This is a genomic window from Micromonospora musae, assembly GCF_003626635.1.
Classification (GTDB): domain Bacteria; phylum Actinomycetota; class Actinomycetes; order Mycobacteriales; family Micromonosporaceae; genus Micromonospora; species Micromonospora musae.
Genome location: NZ_RAZT01000001.1, coordinates 519,698 through 537,091 on the forward strand (window position 1 = coordinate 519,698; position 17,394 = coordinate 537,091).

Annotated in this window: 15 protein-coding genes; 9 read left to right on the plus strand and 6 right to left on the minus strand. The window is 73.2% G+C overall.

The genetic code is table 11. The features are described from left to right. Positions 1-2 precede the first annotated feature (2 nt). Positions 3-1,508 (plus strand): L-arabinose isomerase, encoded by a 1,506-nt coding sequence (gene araA, locus D7044_RS02380; protein WP_120676076.1) that lies wholly within the window; start codon positions 3-5, stop codon positions 1,506-1,508. Between the two features lie 125 nt (positions 1,509-1,633). Continuing rightward, positions 1,634-2,659, plus strand: a complete 1,026-nt coding sequence (locus D7044_RS02385) for a LacI family DNA-binding transcriptional regulator (protein WP_233563063.1) — start codon at positions 1,634-1,636, stop codon at positions 2,657-2,659. Between the two features lie 162 nt (positions 2,660-2,821). On the opposite strand, the gene D7044_RS02390 is transcribed toward D7044_RS02385, so the two are convergent. Both D7044_RS02390 and D7044_RS02395 read right to left on the minus strand, forming a co-directional pair. Further along, a complete protein-coding gene (locus D7044_RS02390; protein WP_120687794.1) occupies positions 2,822-3,541 on the minus strand; it encodes a VOC family protein in 720 nt (239 codons plus the stop codon). A 173-nt stretch (positions 3,542-3,714) separates the two neighbouring features. Further along, the gene (locus tag D7044_RS02395; protein ID WP_120687795.1) at positions 3,715-4,278 is read right to left on the minus strand and encodes a GNAT family N-acetyltransferase; all 564 of its coding nucleotides are present in this window, start codon (positions 4,276-4,278) and stop codon (positions 3,715-3,717) included. 184 nt (positions 4,279-4,462) lie between these two features. On the opposite strand from D7044_RS02395, the gene D7044_RS02400 reads away from it, so the two are divergent. The 6 genes from D7044_RS02400 to D7044_RS02425 all read left to right on the plus strand — a co-directional run bounded on the left by D7044_RS02400 (position 4,463) and on the right by D7044_RS02425 (position 12,407). After that, on the plus strand, positions 4,463-5,173 hold the full coding sequence (locus tag D7044_RS02400; RefSeq protein ID WP_120687796.1) for a siderophore-interacting protein: 711 nt from the start codon (positions 4,463-4,465) through the stop codon (positions 5,171-5,173). 88 nt (positions 5,174-5,261) lie between these two features. After that, entirely contained in the window at positions 5,262-6,839 is a 1,578-nt protein-coding gene (locus tag D7044_RS02405; protein WP_120687797.1) for an MFS transporter, read from the plus strand. A 39-nt stretch (positions 6,840-6,878) separates the two neighbouring features. Further along, on the plus strand, positions 6,879-8,048 hold the full coding sequence (locus D7044_RS02410; protein WP_120687798.1) for an ATP-grasp domain-containing protein: 1,170 nt from the start codon (positions 6,879-6,881) through the stop codon (positions 8,046-8,048). After that, the gene (locus tag D7044_RS02415) at positions 8,045-9,673 is read left to right on the plus strand and encodes an IucA/IucC family protein (RefSeq protein WP_120687799.1); all 1,629 of its coding nucleotides are present in this window, start codon (positions 8,045-8,047) and stop codon (positions 9,671-9,673) included. The genes D7044_RS02410 and D7044_RS02415 overlap by 4 nt, the downstream gene beginning before the upstream one ends. Continuing rightward, complete coding sequence (locus tag D7044_RS02420; protein ID WP_120687800.1) at positions 9,670-11,265, plus strand: IucA/IucC family protein; 1,596 nt, start codon at positions 9,670-9,672, stop codon at positions 11,263-11,265. Before D7044_RS02415 ends, D7044_RS02420 begins: the two co-directional genes overlap by 4 nt. Continuing rightward, positions 11,262-12,407 carry an alanine racemase gene (locus tag D7044_RS02425; protein WP_120687801.1) on the plus strand — a complete coding sequence of 382 codons (1,146 nt, stop codon included), beginning with the start codon at positions 11,262-11,264 and terminating at the stop codon, positions 12,405-12,407. Before D7044_RS02420 ends, D7044_RS02425 begins: the two co-directional genes overlap by 4 nt. A gap of 72 nt (positions 12,408-12,479) precedes the next feature. Here D7044_RS02425 and D7044_RS02430 read toward each other — a convergent pair whose 3' ends face one another. The 4 genes from D7044_RS02430 to D7044_RS02445 all read right to left on the minus strand — a co-directional run bounded on the left by D7044_RS02430 (position 12,480) and on the right by D7044_RS02445 (position 16,344). Then, positions 12,480-13,565, minus strand: a complete 1,086-nt coding sequence (locus D7044_RS02430; protein ID WP_120687802.1) for an alkene reductase — start codon at positions 13,563-13,565, stop codon at positions 12,480-12,482. A 151-nt stretch (positions 13,566-13,716) separates the two neighbouring features. Beyond that, a complete protein-coding gene (locus D7044_RS02435; protein ID WP_120687803.1) occupies positions 13,717-14,673 on the minus strand; it encodes an NAD(P)/FAD-dependent oxidoreductase in 957 nt (318 codons plus the stop codon). Between the two features lie 146 nt (positions 14,674-14,819). Then, positions 14,820-15,614 carry an SDR family NAD(P)-dependent oxidoreductase gene (locus D7044_RS02440; RefSeq protein WP_120687804.1) on the minus strand — a complete coding sequence of 265 codons (795 nt, stop codon included), beginning with the start codon at positions 15,612-15,614 and terminating at the stop codon, positions 14,820-14,822. Between the two features lie 28 nt (positions 15,615-15,642). Then, positions 15,643-16,344: a type 1 glutamine amidotransferase domain-containing protein gene (locus D7044_RS02445; protein WP_120687805.1), complete on the minus strand. Its 702-nt coding sequence runs from the start codon at positions 16,342-16,344 to the stop codon at positions 15,643-15,645. Positions 16,345-16,475: 131 nt separating this feature from the next. Between D7044_RS02445 and D7044_RS02450 the strand changes: the two genes are divergently transcribed. Continuing rightward, positions 16,476-17,390: a LysR family transcriptional regulator gene (locus D7044_RS02450; protein ID WP_120687806.1), complete on the plus strand. Its 915-nt coding sequence runs from the start codon at positions 16,476-16,478 to the stop codon at positions 17,388-17,390. Positions 17,391-17,394 lie beyond the last annotated feature (4 nt).

A 17,394-nucleotide genomic window follows, 5' to 3' on the forward strand; every position in this document is an offset into this window, starting at 1 on the left:
GCATGACTCGCCCATCACCGGCCCCCGAGGTCTGGTTCCTCACCGGCAGCCAGGGGCTCTACGGCCCGGAGACGCTGCAGCAGGTGGCCGCCCAGTCCCAGCAGATCGCCGCGCAGCTCGACGCCGACCCGGCCATCCCGGCCCGGGTGGTCTGGAAGCCCGTACTGACCTCCAGCGCGGAGATCCTGGCCGTCTGCCGCGACGCGGCCGTCCAGGGCGCCGTCGGGGTGATCGCCTGGATGCACACCTTCTCGCCGGCGAAGATGTGGATCTCCGGTCTGGACGCCCTGCGCACGCCCCTGCTGCACCTGCACACCCAGGCGAACGTGGCGCTGCCCTGGTCCGAGATCGACATGGACTTCATGAACCTGAACCAGGCCGCCCACGGCGACCGTGAGTTCGGGTTCGTGCAGACCCGGCTCGGGGTCGCCCGCAAGACGGTCGCCGGGCACGTCAGCAACCCGCAGGTCGTCTCGCGGATCGCGGCGTGGACCCGGGCCGCCGTCGGGTACACCGCCATGCGGTCGCTGCGGCTGGCCCGCTTCGGCGACAACATGCGCGACGTGGCGGTCACGGAGGGCGACAAGGTCGAGGCGGAGCTGCGCTTCGGGGTCTCGGTCAACACGTACGGGGTGAACGACCTGGTCGCCGCCGTCGACGCGGTCGCCGACGCCCGGATCGACGAGCTGGTGAAGGAGTACGAGGACAGCTACCGTCTCGACGCCGTACTGCGGCCCGGCGGCGACCGGCACGACTCGCTCCGCTACGCGGCCCGCATCGAGGCCGGAATGCGGCAGTTCCTCACCGACGGCGGCTTCGGGGCCTTCACCACGAACTTCGAGGACCTCGGCGGGCTGCGTCAGTTGCCCGGCATCGCGGTGCAGCGGCTGATGGCCGACGGCTACGGGTTCGGCGGCGAGGGTGACTGGAAGACCTCGGTGCTCGTGCACACGCTCAAGGCCATGTCCGCGGGCGCGGCAGCCGGCACCTCGTTCATGGAGGACTACACCTACGACCTCACCCCCGGGCAGGAGGTCGTGCTCGGCGCGCACATGCTCGAGGTCTGCCCGAGCATCGCCGCCGGCACGCCGAACGTGGAGATCCACCCGCTGGGCATCGGCGGACGCGAGGACCCGGTGCGGCTGGTCTTCGACGCCCAGCCGGGTCCGGGTGTCGTGCTGGGGCTGGCCGACATGGGCGACCGGTTCCGACTGGTCGCCAACGAGATCGACGTCGTGGCCCCCACGCAGCCGCTGCCGAAGCTGCCGGTCGCCCGTGCGGTGTGGCGGCCCCGTCCGGATCTCGCCACCTCGGCGGAGGCGTGGCTCACCGCCGGCGCGCCGCACCACACGGTCCTCTCCCAGGCCGTCGGTACCGAGGAGCTGCACGACCTCGCTGAGATGACCGGCACCGAACTGCTCGTCATCGACGCGGGGACGACCCCTCGACAGCTGGCGAACGAGATCCGCTGGAACCAGGCCTACTACCGGCTGGCCAAGGGTTTCTGAGCGGATCCGCTGCCGTCGATCGACAGTCGGTGCGCCCCCGTCACGGGGGCGCACCGGCGGTTCCGCCCCTGGCAGGAGGCCGATTCCGTCGCCGGGGGCGGGGCTACGATGACCATGAGGGGGACATGACGATGCAACACCAGCCGGCCGCTCGTGCCGCGGTCATGAGCGATGTCGCACGGCTCGCCGGCGTCTCGCACCAGACCGTGTCCCGGGTCCTGAACAACCACCCGAGCGTCCGTCAGGAGACCCGCGAGCGGGTGCTGCGCGCCGTGCACCAGCTCAACTACCGGCCCAACGCGCTCGCCCGGGGGCTGGCGGCCCGGCGGTCGAAGGTCATCGGCGTGATCAGCTTCGACACCATCCTCTACGGTCCTGCCGCCACCCTGCTCGGCATCGAGCGCGCCGCCCGCGCTGCCGGCTACGGGATCAACATCGTCACCCTGGAACGGTTGGACCGCTCCGGCGTGGCCGCCGCGATCGACGCCCTCAGCGAGCAGTCGGTGGCCGGGGTGGTACTCATCGCTCCGATGGTCAGCGCCGCCGTGGCCGTGCACGGCCTGCCCACCGGCGTACCGGCCGTGCTGGTCGAGCCGGGCGTCGACGGCGAACTGCCGAGCGTCTCGGTCGATCAGGTGGCCGGCGCCCGCCTGGCCGTCGAGCACCTCCTCGCCCTCGGGCACGAGACGGTCGTGCACATCGCCGGTCCCCGGGACTGGCTGGAGGCCCGCGACCGCCTGGAGGGGTGGCGGTTGGCCCTGGAGACCGCCGGACGACGGGTTCCCCCGGTCATCACCGGCGACTGGAGCCCGCGGGCGGGCTATGAGATCGGCCAGTCGCTCGCCGAGCGACGGGACGTCAGCGCGGTCTTCTGCGCCAACGACCACCAGGCGCTCGGCCTGCTCCGCGCCCTGCACCAGCGCAGGGTACGGGTGCCGGAGGACGTCAGCGTGGTCGGCTTCGACGACATCCCCGAGGCCGAGTACTTCACCCCACCCCTGACCACCGTGCGTCAGGACTTCGACGAGGTGGGGCGCAGGTGCGTGGCCGCGCTGCTGGACCTGCTGAACGGCTCGGTGGGGGACGCACGCCCGTCCCCCGTGGAGCCGACCCTCGTGGTCCGGGCCAGCAGCGGCGGCCGGCCCTCCTGAGCGGTCAGCTCACCTCGCCGAGTCGGGGGCGGACGCCCCCGGCCCGGAAGGCACGCCGCACCTCCCAGTCCCCATGCCGGGGCTGGCCGGTCCGGTCCTCCGGGCGCTGCCGCACGGCAGTGCGCGGATCTGCCGAGCTGAGGGAGGCGTTCGTACGGTGAGTCACCTTAGTGCTGCGGCGAGTTCGGCGGCGTTGTCGAACGCGGATGCCGCCCTTTCGGATTCGTCTTCCGTGAGCGTGACGGAGTGGGCGCGGGCCAGCATCTCGGCCGCCGTCTTCGGATCGTGCAGCACCATCGCCAGTTCGGCGCGGTAGACCAGGATCTCTACCTGCTCGACCGGGTCGTCGTCGGCTTGTGGGCGGGCCAACGCGCTGTCGAGGATCCGAACGGCCTGTCCGACGCTTCCCCTGGAATCGGCCTGCACGACCGCGTTCGCCAGGGCCTTGGCCAGCCGCCCGGCAGGCGTGGCGGCCGGCATGGGCGCGGTCGCGGCGTCCCGGAAGACGCGGATCCAGTTGCCGCCCGGGTCGATGACGCTGAATCCGCCCAACCCGTCAGCGTTCTTCCGCGCCCTGGGCCGGGTCATCCGCGGCGTTCCGGACACCAGCACCTTGCCGTACGCGGCGCGCATGCCGGCTGCGAAGGCCCGATGTAGTCCCTCGATGTCCGCGGTGATTACGAGACAGGAGCCATAGGACTGCTCCGGGTCGAATCCGGCGATCTCGAAGAATTGCAGATGCAGGTCTTCCCGCTGCACCGCCACACACGCGTTGGGCTTGCGTTGCTTGTACGTGGTGCGGAAACCGAGAACTCCGTAGAAGGTTTCGATGTCGTCGATGGATGCGCACGGCAGCAGGGGAACGGTCACCTCGTTGGTCATGCCTCCTTTCTAAGGATCGCGGGGTGTCCGTCGCACATGGAAATAGCCGATCATCACCTTCGGCCATCCGATCGGCTGATGACTCAGAAAGCAACGCCGCCCAAAGGGCGGCGCGGCGCTGACCGTGCGGACGTGGTGCACGACCGGCGGGGTGTGCACCACGTCCCCGTACGTCATCCGGCGTGCGCGCGTTGCGTCGCCTCGAAGCGGGCGCGGTCGAGGAAGGCGAGCTGGGCGCGCTTCTCCGGCAGGTCGATCTCGGGGCCGAGGACGAACCCTTCGATCTCCAGCCGGTGCAGGGCCCGGTGGTTGCGTACGTCGGGTTCGACGACGATCCGCCGGGCGGTCGGATCCGCGAACAGGAACCGGGCGAGGGCGGGACCGATCGCGGTGGTGAGGCCCCGCAGGTAGCGGCGGGTGGGGCTGAGCAGCAGGTGGATTCCGATGTCGCCGGGCTGGACGTCGTACCGCTCGCCGACCGGGTCCGCGTCGGGCTGGTAGGTCTGGAACAGCCCGACCGGCTCATCGTCGATCGTGATCAGGTACGCGTGATGGGTCGGCAGGCCGTCGATGAACTCGTAGATCTCGCGTACCTGCTCGACGCTGTGCGTGCCCATTCCCCAGAACGAGTTGCGGGGTCGGCTGACCCAGGCGTGCAGCAGGTCCGCGTGCGCGTCCGGGTTCACGGTCACGAGTGACAGCTCGCCGAGGTCGTGGATCTTCTCCTGGTAGGTCATGGTGCCCTGTCCTTGGGTGAGGTGAGGTGGATCGGCTGAGCGGCGGTCGACGCCGGCTCGGGTGGTCCGTGAGGGCGAGACCCGGGTCGTCGTCGCGCGGGCGCCGAGGTGTGGGCCGGCGTTCCGTCCGGCGCGGCATTAGGTTAGCCTGACCTAACTAAGGCTGACCTTAACTGGAGGGCGCGTGAAACGTAACTGGGAAGCTGTGGTGCTCCGGGCCATGGGCGGCCGGGACTTTCGGCTTACCGTGCGCGCCACCGAGTCCGTCCACGGGCACTACCAGCGACTGATCGTCGACGACGGTGGGCTGCTGGAGACCTGCGGCGTGCACCCCACCATGTGGATCCGCCTCTGGTTCGACGACGGCGGCCGCGCGCACCAGCGCGCGTACACACTGGTCGACCCGGACCCCACGACCGGCCGGTTCGGTCTCGAGTTCGCGCTGCACGACGGCTGCGCCGCCCGGTGGGCGACCACCGCGAAGATCGGCGACACCATCGACGCGACCGTGCAGGGCAGCGCCTTCGAACTCCCGGACCCCGCGCCGGAGCATCTCTACCTGGTCGGGGATGCCGCCTCCCTGCCGGCGGTGAACAGCCTGCTCGACACGGCCGCCGACATCCCGGCGACGATCTGGCTGGAGTACGCCCACGAGGGCGAGCAGGCGCTCACGCCTCGGGCCCGTCTGCACCACGACGTGACCTGGGTGCCGCGCCGCGACGGCGGTCAGCACCTGGTGGAGACCGTCTGCGCCGCGCTCTCCGGCAGCGACACCGCCCACTACTGGGTGGCCTGCGAGGCGGCCAGCACCCGCAGCATCAGCCGGCACATCCGGCGCGCCCTCGGCGTCGACCGACGGCAACTCACCTCGCTCGGCTACTGGAGAGCCACGTGACGGACGCCCCCGACGCCCGCCGCGCCCACCACCGGCCCGGACGAGCGCGACACGTGCACGGCCCGGCCGGTGCCGCGACGGCCGCCGCGTGAGCGTTGCCCGAACCGCCGGCCCGGAACCGGTCACGCGGCCGGCAGCCGGCCGCTGGCTGGTCCTCGCCGTGCTCTGTCTCGCCCAACTCGTCGTGGTGCTGGACAACACCGTGCTGACCGTGGCGGTGCCGGTCCTCACCGCCGAACTGCGGGCGAGCACCGCCGACATTCAGTGGATCATCAACGCGTACGCCCTGGTCCTCTCCGGGCTGCTGCTCACCGCCGGCAGCGCCGCCGACCGGTACGGACGCCGGCGAATGCTGCTCGCCGGGCTCCTCCTGTTCGGGCTCGGCTCACTCGCCGCCGGGCTCGCCCGCAGCAGCGAGCAGCTGATCGCGGCCCGGGCCGGGATGGGTGTCGGCGGCGCCCTGCTGGTCACCGCCACCCTCGCCGTGGCGATGCAGGTCTTCGACGCGGCCGAACGGCCCCGCGCGATCGGCATCTGGGCGGCCACCAGCGCATTGGGCTTCGCCGCCGGACCGCCGATCGGCGGGGCCGTCCTGGCCCACCTGCCGTGGAACGCCATCTTCCTGATGAACCTGCCGGTCGTGCTGGTCTGCCTGGTCGCCGCGCGGGCCCTCGTACCCGCGTCCCGCGACCGGGCCGGCGGACGCCCCGACCTGGTCGGGGCGTCGCTCTCGATCGCCGGGCTCACCGCGGTCGTCTGGTCGATCATCGCCGGACCCGAGCGGGGCTGGGCCTCGACCGAGGTGGTCGGTGCGGCCGTCGGCGGAGTGCTCCTGCTCGGGGTCTTCGTCGGCTGGGAACGCCGGGTCAGCGCACCCATGCTGGACATGCACTTCTTCCGGGACCAGCGCTTCGTCGGCGCGGTCTGCGGCGTCGTGCTCATCACCTTCGGCGCGACCGGCGCGCTCTTCCTGCTCACCCAGCACCTGCAGTTCGTCCGCGGCTACCCCGCCTGGGAGGCGGGTCTGCGGATGGCGCCGTTCGCACTCTCCATCGTGGTGCTCAACGTCAGTGGTGTCGCCACGGCGTGGATCCGCCGGCTCGGCCGTCCGGCGGCCATCGCGCTCGGCATGGCGCTGCTCGCGGGCGGCCTCGCCCTCGTCACCCACGGCCCGCCCGACGGCTACGGGACGCTGCTCTGCGGTCTGCTCGTGATGGGCACGGGTTGCGCCGTGGCGAACCCGGCGATCGTAGAGGCGGTGATGAGCGCCATCCCGGCGGAGAAGGCCGGCGCCGGCGCCGGCGTCGACGGCACCATGACGGAAGTCGGCAGCAGCCTCGGCATCGCCGTGCTCGGCGCCGTGCTCAACGCACGGTTCACCGCCTTGCTGCCGGCCGCGCTGGCCGGCGCCGGCTCGTTCCCGGCCGCCCTCGCCGCCGCCGACGGGCCGCACCGGGAGACCGTCGTCGCCGCCTTCGGCGCCGCGCTGAAGACCGGCCAGAGCGTGGGGGCCGTCGCCGTCCTGGTGGGCGGCCTGGTCGCCGCGGGGCTGCTGCACCGCGCCGAACGCCGGCACTCCCCGCCGGACAGCCGAGAGCACCGGCCGGAGCGCGAGACCGGTGCGGCCCTCGACGCGCGGCCCCGCACCGCCGGGCCGGCGCGCTAGGCGAAGACGTTCTCGACTCGTTGCATCGACGGAGGCCGGATGCCGCTGTACCTCACCGCGTTGAACCCCACCGACGCGGTCCTGGACGGGTTCCTGCCCGCCGCCGCCCGGCTCGGGCTGCCGGTCACCGTGCTGACCGACCGTCCCGACCAGTGGCCCGCCGGGGTGCCGGTCGCGCGGTGCGCGGTCCGCGACCCGGCGGCCGTGGCCGCCGCAGCCACCCGAGCGCTAGCCCTGCTCTCCAACAGCGACCACCTCCAGGAGGCGACCGCGATTGCCGCGGGCACGCTCGGACTGCCCGGCAAGGATCCCCGATCCGCCCGGACCTGCAAGGACAAGGCCGCCGCCCGCCAGGTGATCGCCGACCGGGGGCTCGACGTGGTACGCACCGTGCCCGTCGACCCGGGCGCGCTGCCCGCGACACCCGACGACCTGTTCCCGGCCGTGGTGAAGCCCCGCGACGGGGTCGCCAGCGAGGACGTCTACCTGGTGGCGGAGCGCGACGAGCTGACCGCCCGGATCGCGGAGATCCGCAGCCGGCGGCCGGAGGTCGCGTTGGTCGTCGAGGAGTACCTCGACGGGGAGCTGCGCACCTACGACACCCTCGGCGACGCGAACGGGCGGGCGCTCCTCGGCGGATGGCGTACCGGCCTCGGCCCGCCGCCGACCTTCACCGAGCTGAGCCTCGACTGGTCGCCCCCGCCGGACACCGACCACGCCCAGCTCCGCACCCGGCTCGACGCGCTCGGCGTCGGCTTCGGCGCCTGCCACACCGAGTACGTCGTGCAGGACGGCCGGGTACGGCTGATCGAGGTGAACTACCGTCTGATCGGCGACCGGATGGACCTGATCCTCGCCGAGCTGCTCGGCGTGCCCTTGTTCGAACACGTCATCCGGCTGCACCTCGGTGAGCCCCTGAGCGCCCTCACCCTGCCGGACCCGGCCGCCGTCGACAGGTACGCCCGCGTCGAGTACGTCTGCGCCGACCGGTCGGGACGGCTCGCCGCCGCCCCCGGCCGCATCGACACCGTCCACGACGGTGTCCGGCTCGGCTGCCGGCCGCTGCGCGAGGTCGGCGGTGTCGCCGAACGCACCGGCACCAACCGCGACTACCTCGCGGTGCTGCACGGCATCGGCCCCGACCGGGACGCGGTCCGGGCCGCGCTGACCGCCTTCCGACGCGATCTGCGGTGGACGATCGACGGATGACCGACGACAGCGAGCGGGAGGTCTTCTCCCGGGTGCTCGACGCGCTGCTACGCGAGGACCATCTCGGCCTGACCAGCAACGGCAGGCCGCGGGGCGGGCAGTGGTGGGAGGCTCCGCACCGCGACGGGCTGCTCCGGATCCCGGTCCGCGCGGACGGCTTCCAACAGCTTCTCCGCAGCGCCGCTCCCGTGCTGCACGTCGAGCCCGCCAGCGGCGACGGGTACCGCGTGGACACCGTGGACGGGCTGCTCACCTTGTTGGCGCCGCAGGACGACGCGGAGGCCGAGGCGGGCTGGGCGGTCTTCACCGACGAGTGCCGGGCGGACCTGCGGGCACGCCGGCTCGCCGCCCGCGCCCGGCCCCGGGTGTTCGCCTCGATCGCCGCCGAGCTGGCCGCCGCGCCCACGGGGATGCCGGCCGCGATGCTCGACGAGGTGCTCGCCGCGTACGCCGGGCATCCGATCTACCCCACCGACCGCTGCCGGCACGGGCTCGGCGACGACGAGCTGCGCCGCTACGCGCCCGAACACGCGCCCCGCTTCGCGCTGCGCTGGAGTCCCACTCCGGCGGCGGCGCTGCGGCTCACCGGTGAGCTTCCCGCCTGGTGGCCGCGCTCCCCGCACCCGGAGACGATCCTGGTGCCGGTCCATCCGCTCACCGCCGCCCGCAACGCACTGCCCCTGGTCGACCCGCCGCCCGTGCACGTGCGGCCCACCCTCTCCATGCGGACCGTGGCGCTCGCGGACGATCCGTACACGCATCTGAAGCTGCCGCTGCCGACGGCGACCCTCGGCGCGCGCAACCGCCGGATGCTGCACCCGGACACCCTCGCCGACGGCGCCGCGATCGCTGGTCTGCTCGACCGGACCGCCGCCGCCGAACCGGCCTTCGCCGGCCGGATCCGGCACGCCGACGAGGGGACCTACGGGCGGGTCGGCGACGACGACCGGCGCAGCTTCCTGCTGCGCCGCTTCCCCCGCGACCTGGCCGACGTGCGGGTGGTCCCGGTCGCGGCGCTCGCCGCCCCGGACCCCGTCGCGGGCACGGTGCTCGAACGGGTCAGCCCGGGTGACCCCGAGGCGCTGCTCGCGTCCTATCTGGACCTGCTGCTCGACTGGCACGTCTGCCTGTGGCTACGGTACGGGGTGGCCCTCGAGGCGCACCCGCAGAACATCCACCTCCTGCTGCACGGCGACGGGACGGTCGGTCTGCTCTACAAGGACAACGACGGGGCGCGGCTGGACCCCCGCCACCGCGGTCCCGACCGGCTGACGCTGCGCGACGAACGGATGTGGGCACGTGATCCACAGGAGCTCGCCGACGTGTTCATCACCATCACACTCCACCTGGCCGCGGCCGCGCCGCTGATCGCGCTCGCCGCCCGGGGGGTACGGGTCCCGACGCCGGCGCAGGCGTTGACGTCCCGGCTGGCCGCGGCCCGGGACCGGTGGGGGGCCGCGGCCACGTCGCGGATGTTCACCGAGCGGGTGTTGCGGGCCGCCCGGCTCCCGGTCAAGGCGATGGTCACCGCCGGCACCCTCCTGCCCAAGCAGCGCCTCGGCTGTGCCGACGTCAACAAGTACTACCGGCGGACCGGCCCGAACTACCTGCGGGAGACGCGATGACGGGCACCCGACTGCGCACCCGGCGGCACCTCGACACCGACCGGCGGGCCGACCTCTCCGCCGCGCACGCCGTCTTCGGCTGCGTCCTGCGCGAGCTCGCGCTGCCCGACGGCGACGCGACCGCGACCGACCGCGAGGCGCGGCTGCGGCTACGGCACCTCGACGTGACGCTGCGCTGCGCCGTCACGCGCCGCTCGCCGCTCGGCGCGCACCGGTACGCGGGTCCGGTGCAGCGGCAGGTCGGTGAGCAGCGGTGGGAGAAGCTGGACCCGATCCAGTTGGCCGATCTCGTCGCGGCGGAACTGACCGCGCGCACCGGCCAGGTCAACGAGGAGTTCCTCGATCAGGTGCGGGCCAGCCGGGACGCGGTGGCACGGCTGCTGGCCGAGCGGCCGGCGCAGGACCCGACCCCGACCGGTGAAGCCGCCGTCGACAGCTACGTGGACTCCGAACAGTCGCTGGTCTTCGGCCACCCGCACCATCCCGCCCCGAAGTGGCGCAGCGGCGACCCGGAGACCTGGCGGTGCTACGCCCCGGAGCTACGCACCGCGTTCCAGCTGCACTGGCTCGCGGTCCCGGACGAGCTGGTCGCCGACGCCGGCCCCGTCGACCCGCTCCTGGCGGCCCTCGATCCGCCCCGACCGCCGGCCGGGCACCGGGTGCTGCCCGTACACCCGTGGCAGCTGAGCCTGGTCCCCCCGCCCGCCCCGCTGCGCCGGCTCGGCGCGGCCGGCGTTCCGGTGCGACCCACGGCGAGCGTACGCACCCTCTATTCCCCCGCCGCCGACCTGTTCGTCAAGACCAGCCTGCACGTGCGCATCACCAACTGCCTGCGCAAGAACGCGCGGTACGAGCTCAGCGGCGCGGTCGCCCTGACCGGCCTGTTGTCCCGGATACCGTTGCCGCCCGGCGTCGCCCTGCTCACCGAACCCGCCTACCGCACCGTCGACGCGCCGGGCGCGGACGAGGCCTACGGATCGATCCTGCGCACCGGGCTGCGCCCGCACCTGCGGTCCGGGGAGACCCCCGTGCTGGCGGCCGCGCTCGCCGCCGCACCGCTGACCCCGCCCGAGCCGGTGGCCTGGTGGCGGGCGTACGTCCGGCTGCTCGTCCCGGCGGTGCTGCGCTCGTGGCTCGCGCACGGCGTGGTGCACGAGGCGCACCTGCAGAACGTCGTAGTGCTGCTCGACCAGGACCGCAGGCCGGTGCGGATGCTGCTGCGGGACCTGGAGGGCGTGAAGCTGGACACCGAACGGTGGACGGTCTGGCCGGACGGCGTTCCGCCGCAGGCCGGCTACGGCCCGCAGGCCGCCCGCCGACGGGTCGTCTACTGCCTCTTCGTCAACCACCTGGCGGGGATCTGCGGCGCGCTCGCCGACGGGCTGGCCGGGATCGAGCCCCAGCTGTGGCGGGAGGTGCGGGCCGTCGTCACCGCCGTCGCCGCCGACCTCGGCGATCCACCGGAGCTACGCGGGTTGCTGCGGGGAGAACCGTTGACCGCGAAGGCGAACCTGCTCGTCCGGTGGCGGCGCGACGCCGACCGGGCCGCCCCGTTCGTTCCGGTGCCGAACCCGTTCGGCGGGGCACGATGACCCGGCCGGTCTACGTCCACGACCTCGACGCGCTGGCGGCGCACGTCCGGTCGCTGCGGGACGCGTTGCCGCACCGGGTCGAGCTGCTCTACGCGGTCAAGGCGAACCCGGAGCCGGACGTGCTGCGTACCCTGGCGCCGCTCGTGGACGGGTTCGAGACCGCCAGCCGTGGTGAGCTGCGCAGGCTGGCCGAGGTGCTGCCCGAGCGGCGGGCGGCGGCGTACGCGGGGCCGGGCAAGACGGACGAGGACCTCACCGCCGCTCTCGCGGCCGGGGTGCACCGCATCCACGTCGAGTCGCCGGCCGAGCTGCGACGGCTCGGCGCGCTGGCCGTGGCCGCGCGACGACCGGCGCGGGTGCTGCTGCGGGTCAACCTGCCCGTCGCGGCGCCCGGCGCGAGCCTGGTGATGGGCGGGCGACCCAGCCCGTTCGGCATGGATCCGGCCGACGCGGTCGAGTGCGCCCGCCGGCCGCCCGCCGGCGTCGAGGTGCTCGGGGTGCACGCCCACCTCGCCAGCGGGCTCGACGCCCCACTCGCCGGCGCGGTCGCCGCCGACGTGCTCCGCTGGTCGGTGACCGAGCTCGGCGCGACGGAGGTCGACGTCGGCGGCGGCATGGCGGTGGACTATCTGCGCCCGAGCAGCCGGTTCGACTGGGCCGGGTACGGGCGGACGCTGGCCGGTCTCCTCGACGCCCATCCGCGGGTGCGGCTGCGGATCGAGCCGGGCCGGTCGTTGACCGCCTACTGCGGGGCGTACCTGACCGAGGTGATCGACGTGAAGCGGTCGGAAGGCGTTTGGTTCGTGGTCGTGGCGGGCGGAACACACCACCTGCGTACCCCGGCGGCGAAGGGACACCCGCAACCGTTCACCGTGCACCGCCGGCGCGGTGCGACCGGCCCTCGCACCGACGGTGGTCCGGTCACCGTCGTCGGGCAGCTCTGCACGCCGAAGGACGTGCTGTCCCGGTCCACCTCGGCGGGCCTGATCGGCGTCGGCGACGTGCTGGTCTTCGGCATGGCCGGCGCGTACGCCTGGAACATCAGCCACCGGGACTTCCTGCTGCACGAGCCACCCGAGTTCCGGACCGGCGATCCACGGGAACTCGCCGCCGAGTGGTCGACCCGCCCGATCCGCCCGTGATCCCGGTGCCCGCCGCAAGACCGGGCGGGCCCTGACTGGATACGGCCACCGGACCCGGGGCCGCCCCCGACCTCAGCTCGGCACCACCGTCCGGCAGGGCGGGTAGTCGGTGTAGCCGGTGGCGTCTCCGCCGTAGAACGTCGCCGGGTCCGGCTCGGTCTCGGGCAGGTCGTTGCGCCAGCGCTCGACGAGATCGGGGTTCGCGATCGCCGGGCGGCCGACGGCCACCGCCTCGGCGACGTCGGCGGCGACCGTCGCCGCCGCCCGTTCCTGGGTGCTGGTGGTGGAGAAGCCGGTGTTCACGACGAGCGGCGCGCCGACGCGGGCCCGCAGCCGCTGGACGAGTGCCGACGCCGGCTCGGGGTGCACGACGCTGAGGTAGGCGAGGCCGAGCGGCGCGAGCCCGTCGGCCAGCGCGTCGTACGTCGCGCGTAGGTCCGCGGGATCGGTCTCCAGGGCTCCCTGGATGTTGACCGCGGGGGTAAGCCGGATGCCGACCCGCGATCCGCCGATCTGCTGGGCCACGGCCGCGGCGACCTCGACCACGAAGCGTGCCCGCGCTCGCGGGCTGCCGCCGTACTCGTCGGTGCGGTGGTTCGCGCTGGGTGCGAGGAACTGGTGCAGCAGGTACCCGTTCCCGGCGTGCAGCTCGACACCGTCGAGTCCGGCGTCGATCGCTCGCTGGGCCGCGGCCACGAACTCGTCGCGTACGACCGCCAGCTCGGCCGGCGAGAGCGCGTGTGGCGTGGGGTAGGCCCGTTTGCCGTGAGCGGTGTGCCCGTCCCCGCCGAGCGGTACGGCGCTGGGTGCGACGATCCGGTCCGTTCCGGTGACGTCGGGGTGGGAGACGCGTCCGGCGTGCATGAGTTGCAGGACGATCCGGCCGTCGTTGGCGTGGACCGCGTCGGCGACGTGTCTCCAGCCGTCGCGCTGCTGTGCGGTGACGATGCCCGGCTGGTGTGGATAGGCGCGTGACTCGGGGCTGGGATAGGTGCCCTCGGTGACGACGAGTCCGAACCCGGCCCGCTGGGCGTAGTACGTGGCCTGGAGGTCGGTCGGCACTCCCGCCGCGTCGGCGCGAAGCCGGGTCATCGGCGCCATGATCAGGCGATTCCTCAGGTTCAGGACGCCCAGGGTGGTTGGTGTGAACAGGTCCATGGTCGTTGCCTTTCGGTCAGAGATGCCCCTGCGGTGGATCCGCCGACCGGTCACCGGGCGAACGCAGCCTGGGTGCGATCTCTTCCAGGCCGTGGGCACCGGGTTTCCGGTGGCGGCGCGCCTCGGGGCGACAAGCTGCGGGGCGACGCGGCTACTCGGATTCGGCCGGGGCCGGCGCGACGGCGGAGACGGCGCGGCGGACGTCGTCGAGGACCAGCGCGTGGTTGATCGCTCCGGCGGCGACCGCGCCCGCGCCGATCGAGACGGCAACGTTCGCCATCGCGTTCACCACGTTTCCGGCCGCCCAGACGCCGTCGACGCTGGTCTGTCCGTTCTCGTCGACGGTCACGAACGAACCCCACGGGTGCTCCGTCCGCTCCGCCCCGAGCTGTCGCAATGGCTCGTCCCGGGGCACCAGGCGCGGAATGGTGAAGATCGCGTCCAGTTCGATGAGGCGGCCGTCGGCCATCTCCACGCCGGCGATCCGGTCGTTCCGGGAGACGACGCGCCGTACCGGGCCCTCCTCGACGTGGATGCCTCGGGCGTCGAACGCGTCTCGGGTCTCGCCGCCGGGTCCGCCGACGGCGTCCGCCAGGTAGCTGATCGATGGTGACCACTGTCGCAGCAGCTGCGCCTGGAACTCGCTGCCCGGACCGGTGGCGAGGATGCCGATCCGCTGGTCCCGAACCTCGTATCCGTCGCAGTAGGGGCAGACCGCGACGCCTCGGCCCCAGCGTTCGGCCAGGCCGTCGAGGTCGGGAAGCTCGTCGCGGGCTCCGGTCGTCACCAGGAGTTTGCGGGCGCGTACCACCTCACCGTCGGCGGTCTCGACGGCGAACCCGTCGCCGTCTCGACGCGTCCGCGTCGCCGTCGCGGTGATGATCCTGCCGCCGTAGGACTCGACCTCGCGCCGTCCGTCGGCCAGCAGGTCCGCCGGGGGCCGGCCGTCGTGGCCGAGGAGGCCGTGCATGTGCGCGGCGAATCTGTTTCGTGGCGCGGCGGCGTCGATGACGATTACGCGGCGACGGGCTCGGCCCAGCATCAGCGCGGCGCTCAGCCCCGCGCTCGCGCCGCCGATCACCGCCACATCCCAAGAGATCTCGTTCATGCGCCCCACGGTGCGTCAGCGCGGCGGCGATCGCAAACCGAGTTGCGGGATTAGCAAACCGGCCCTGGAGCTTGGACGTATCGGGCCCCCGGAAGGGCCTGATACGTCCAAGATCCCGCCCACCGGTGCGACCGGCGGCGGCCGGGTCAGAAGTTGACCAGCAGGTCGTGGGTCAACGCCCGCAGCCGCCGCCGGTAGGCCGGGTCATAGGCCTCCGCCGCAGCGCGCGCCTCCTCCCCGCTGTCGAAGTAGCGGCCGGTCACCCCCGCCAGCTCAACTCCGTCGACCAGGCGGCGCACGGCGGAGACCCCCTTCTCCAAGGTGTCGACGAACCCCATTCCGGAGCGCCTCGACATGCTCGTCGGCATGTACGCCGCCGGGTGGACGCTGTTCGCGGTGACACCACTGCCGGCGAGCCCGTCAGCGAGATCCAGGGTGTGGCAGATCAACGCGAGCTTGGAGCGGCTGTAGGCAGCCGGCTCGTGGAAGTCGCGGGCGAACTGCGGATCGTCGAAGTCGATCGGCTGCTGGCCGATCGAGGCCACGTTCACCACCCGCCCCGCCGCGCTCCCGTGCAGCAGTGGGAGCAGTTCCCGGGTGAGCAGCACGGGTGCGAGGTAGTTGACGGCGAGGCGTAGTTCGTACCCGTCGCGGGAGAGGTGACGGGTCGTGCCGTCCACGTGGAAGCCGACACCGGCGTTGTTGACGAGGACGTCCAGCCGGCCGTGCTCCCGCGTGACCTCCGCGGCGAGGCGCTTCACCTCGTCGAGCGCGGCGAAGTCGGCCCGCAGTGCAACGCCGCCGGTGGTCCGCGCGACCTCGGCGAGCCGGTCGGCGTCGCGCCCGTGCAGCAGCAGCTGGTGCCGACCGTCGGCCGCGAGCTCTTCGGCCAGGGCACGACCCAGCCCGTCGGAGGCGCCGGTGATCAAAATCAGTGACATGTGTTCCGAATCCTTCGGGGTGCGACGGTCAGGCCGGGCCGAGCCGGCCGAGCAGAGCGGTGGCCAGCTCGGCGGAGGAGCCGGGGTTCTGGCCGGTCAGGAGGTTGCGGTCGGTCACGACGTGCGACGACCACGCCGGGGCCTCGGTGAAGTGCGCGCCGAGCGCGACCAGCCGGTCCTGGAGCAGCCACTCGGCGCGGTCGGCGAACCCGGTCTGGGTCTCCTCGGTCCTGGTGAACCCGGTGAGCCGGTAGCCACGCAGCGGCGAGACACCGTCCGGACCCTCGGTCGCCAGCAGGGCCGCCACGCCGTGGCAGACCAGGGCCAGGGGCCGGCCGGAGTCCAGCGTCTCGGTGATCACCCGGGCGGACCGGGGATCGCCGGAGAGGTCCTCCATCGGGCCGTGTCCGCCGGGGTAGAAGACCGCCGCGTAGTCGGCGGGGTCGACGTCGGCCAGCGCCACCGGTCGGCGCAGGGCCTCCGCGCCATCGAGCACCCCGGCGACCGCCTCGGCGCCCTGCTGGCCGCCGTTGAACTCGGGCGCCAGACTGACCCGGTCGACGGTCGGGACCACCCCGCCGGGCGTGGCGACGGTCACCTCGTGCCCGGCCTCGGTGAGCGCGCGGTACGGGGCGGCGAACTCCTCGGCCCAGAAGCCGGTGGGATGCTCTTCACCGTCGGCCAGCGTCCAGTGGTCGGCGCCCGTCATGACGAACAAGATCTTTGCCACTTCAACTCGCTCCGTCTGCTCGTTCCGGGTCCAGAACCCGGAGACCTTGTCGGCGCGCGCGGGTGATCGCGCCTGTTCACGGGCCCGACGGTAGGCCGGTGTGCGCTCAGCCAACCAATAGGATTACCGGTGTGGTACCCAAGAATTCCGATGGTTCGAGGCAGCTGGACCTCACCCAGCTGCGCACCTTCCTGACCGTCTACCGGGCCGGTTCCCTCACCGAGGCCGCCCGCCGTCTCGGGCTCGCGCAGCCCACCGTGACGGGCCAGATCCGTGCGCTCGAACAGCAACTGGACCGCCAGCTGTTCGAACGGCTACCCCGCGGGGTCGTCCCGACCGCCGTCGCCGCCGACCTGGCCGCCCGGATCTCGGCCCCGCTGGACGAACTGGCCATGGTGGCCGACCGGGACGCGGCGGCACCCACCGAGCCGGTGCACCTGGGTGGCCCCGCCGAGATGCTGGCCATCCGGATCCTGCCGGTCCTCGCGCCGCTCGTCGCCGACGGCGTACGACTGCGGGTCACCCCGGGACTCGCCGACGACCTGCTCGACGGCCTGCGCGCCGGGCGTTTCGACCTCGTGCTCTCCGCGATCCGGCCGCGCGGGCGCTCCGTGCTGGCGGCCGCGCTGATGGACGAGGAGTTCGTGCTGGTCGGCGCGCCGGCGTGGCGGGCACGCGTCGGCTCCCTCGGCCCGGACGACGCCGCCGCCCTCGACGGCGTACCACTGATCAGCTACGCGGAGGACGTGCCGATCCTGCGCCGCTACTGGCGTCACGTGTTCCGCCAGCGGCTGACCACGCAACCCGCGCTCGTGGTGCCCGACCTGCGCGCCGTGCTGGCCGCGGCGGTGGCGGGCGCGGGCGTCACGGTGCTGCCGCGCTACCTCTGCGCCGACGAGCTGGCAACGGGCGCCCTGGTCGCCCTGCTCGAACCGGAGGACCCGCCCATCAACACCGGATTCATCGCCCAGCGGGCGAACACCACACTCCGCCCGGAGGTGACCCGGGTCCGCGACGCGATCCGGCAGGCCGCCCGGGAGTGGTGAGCGC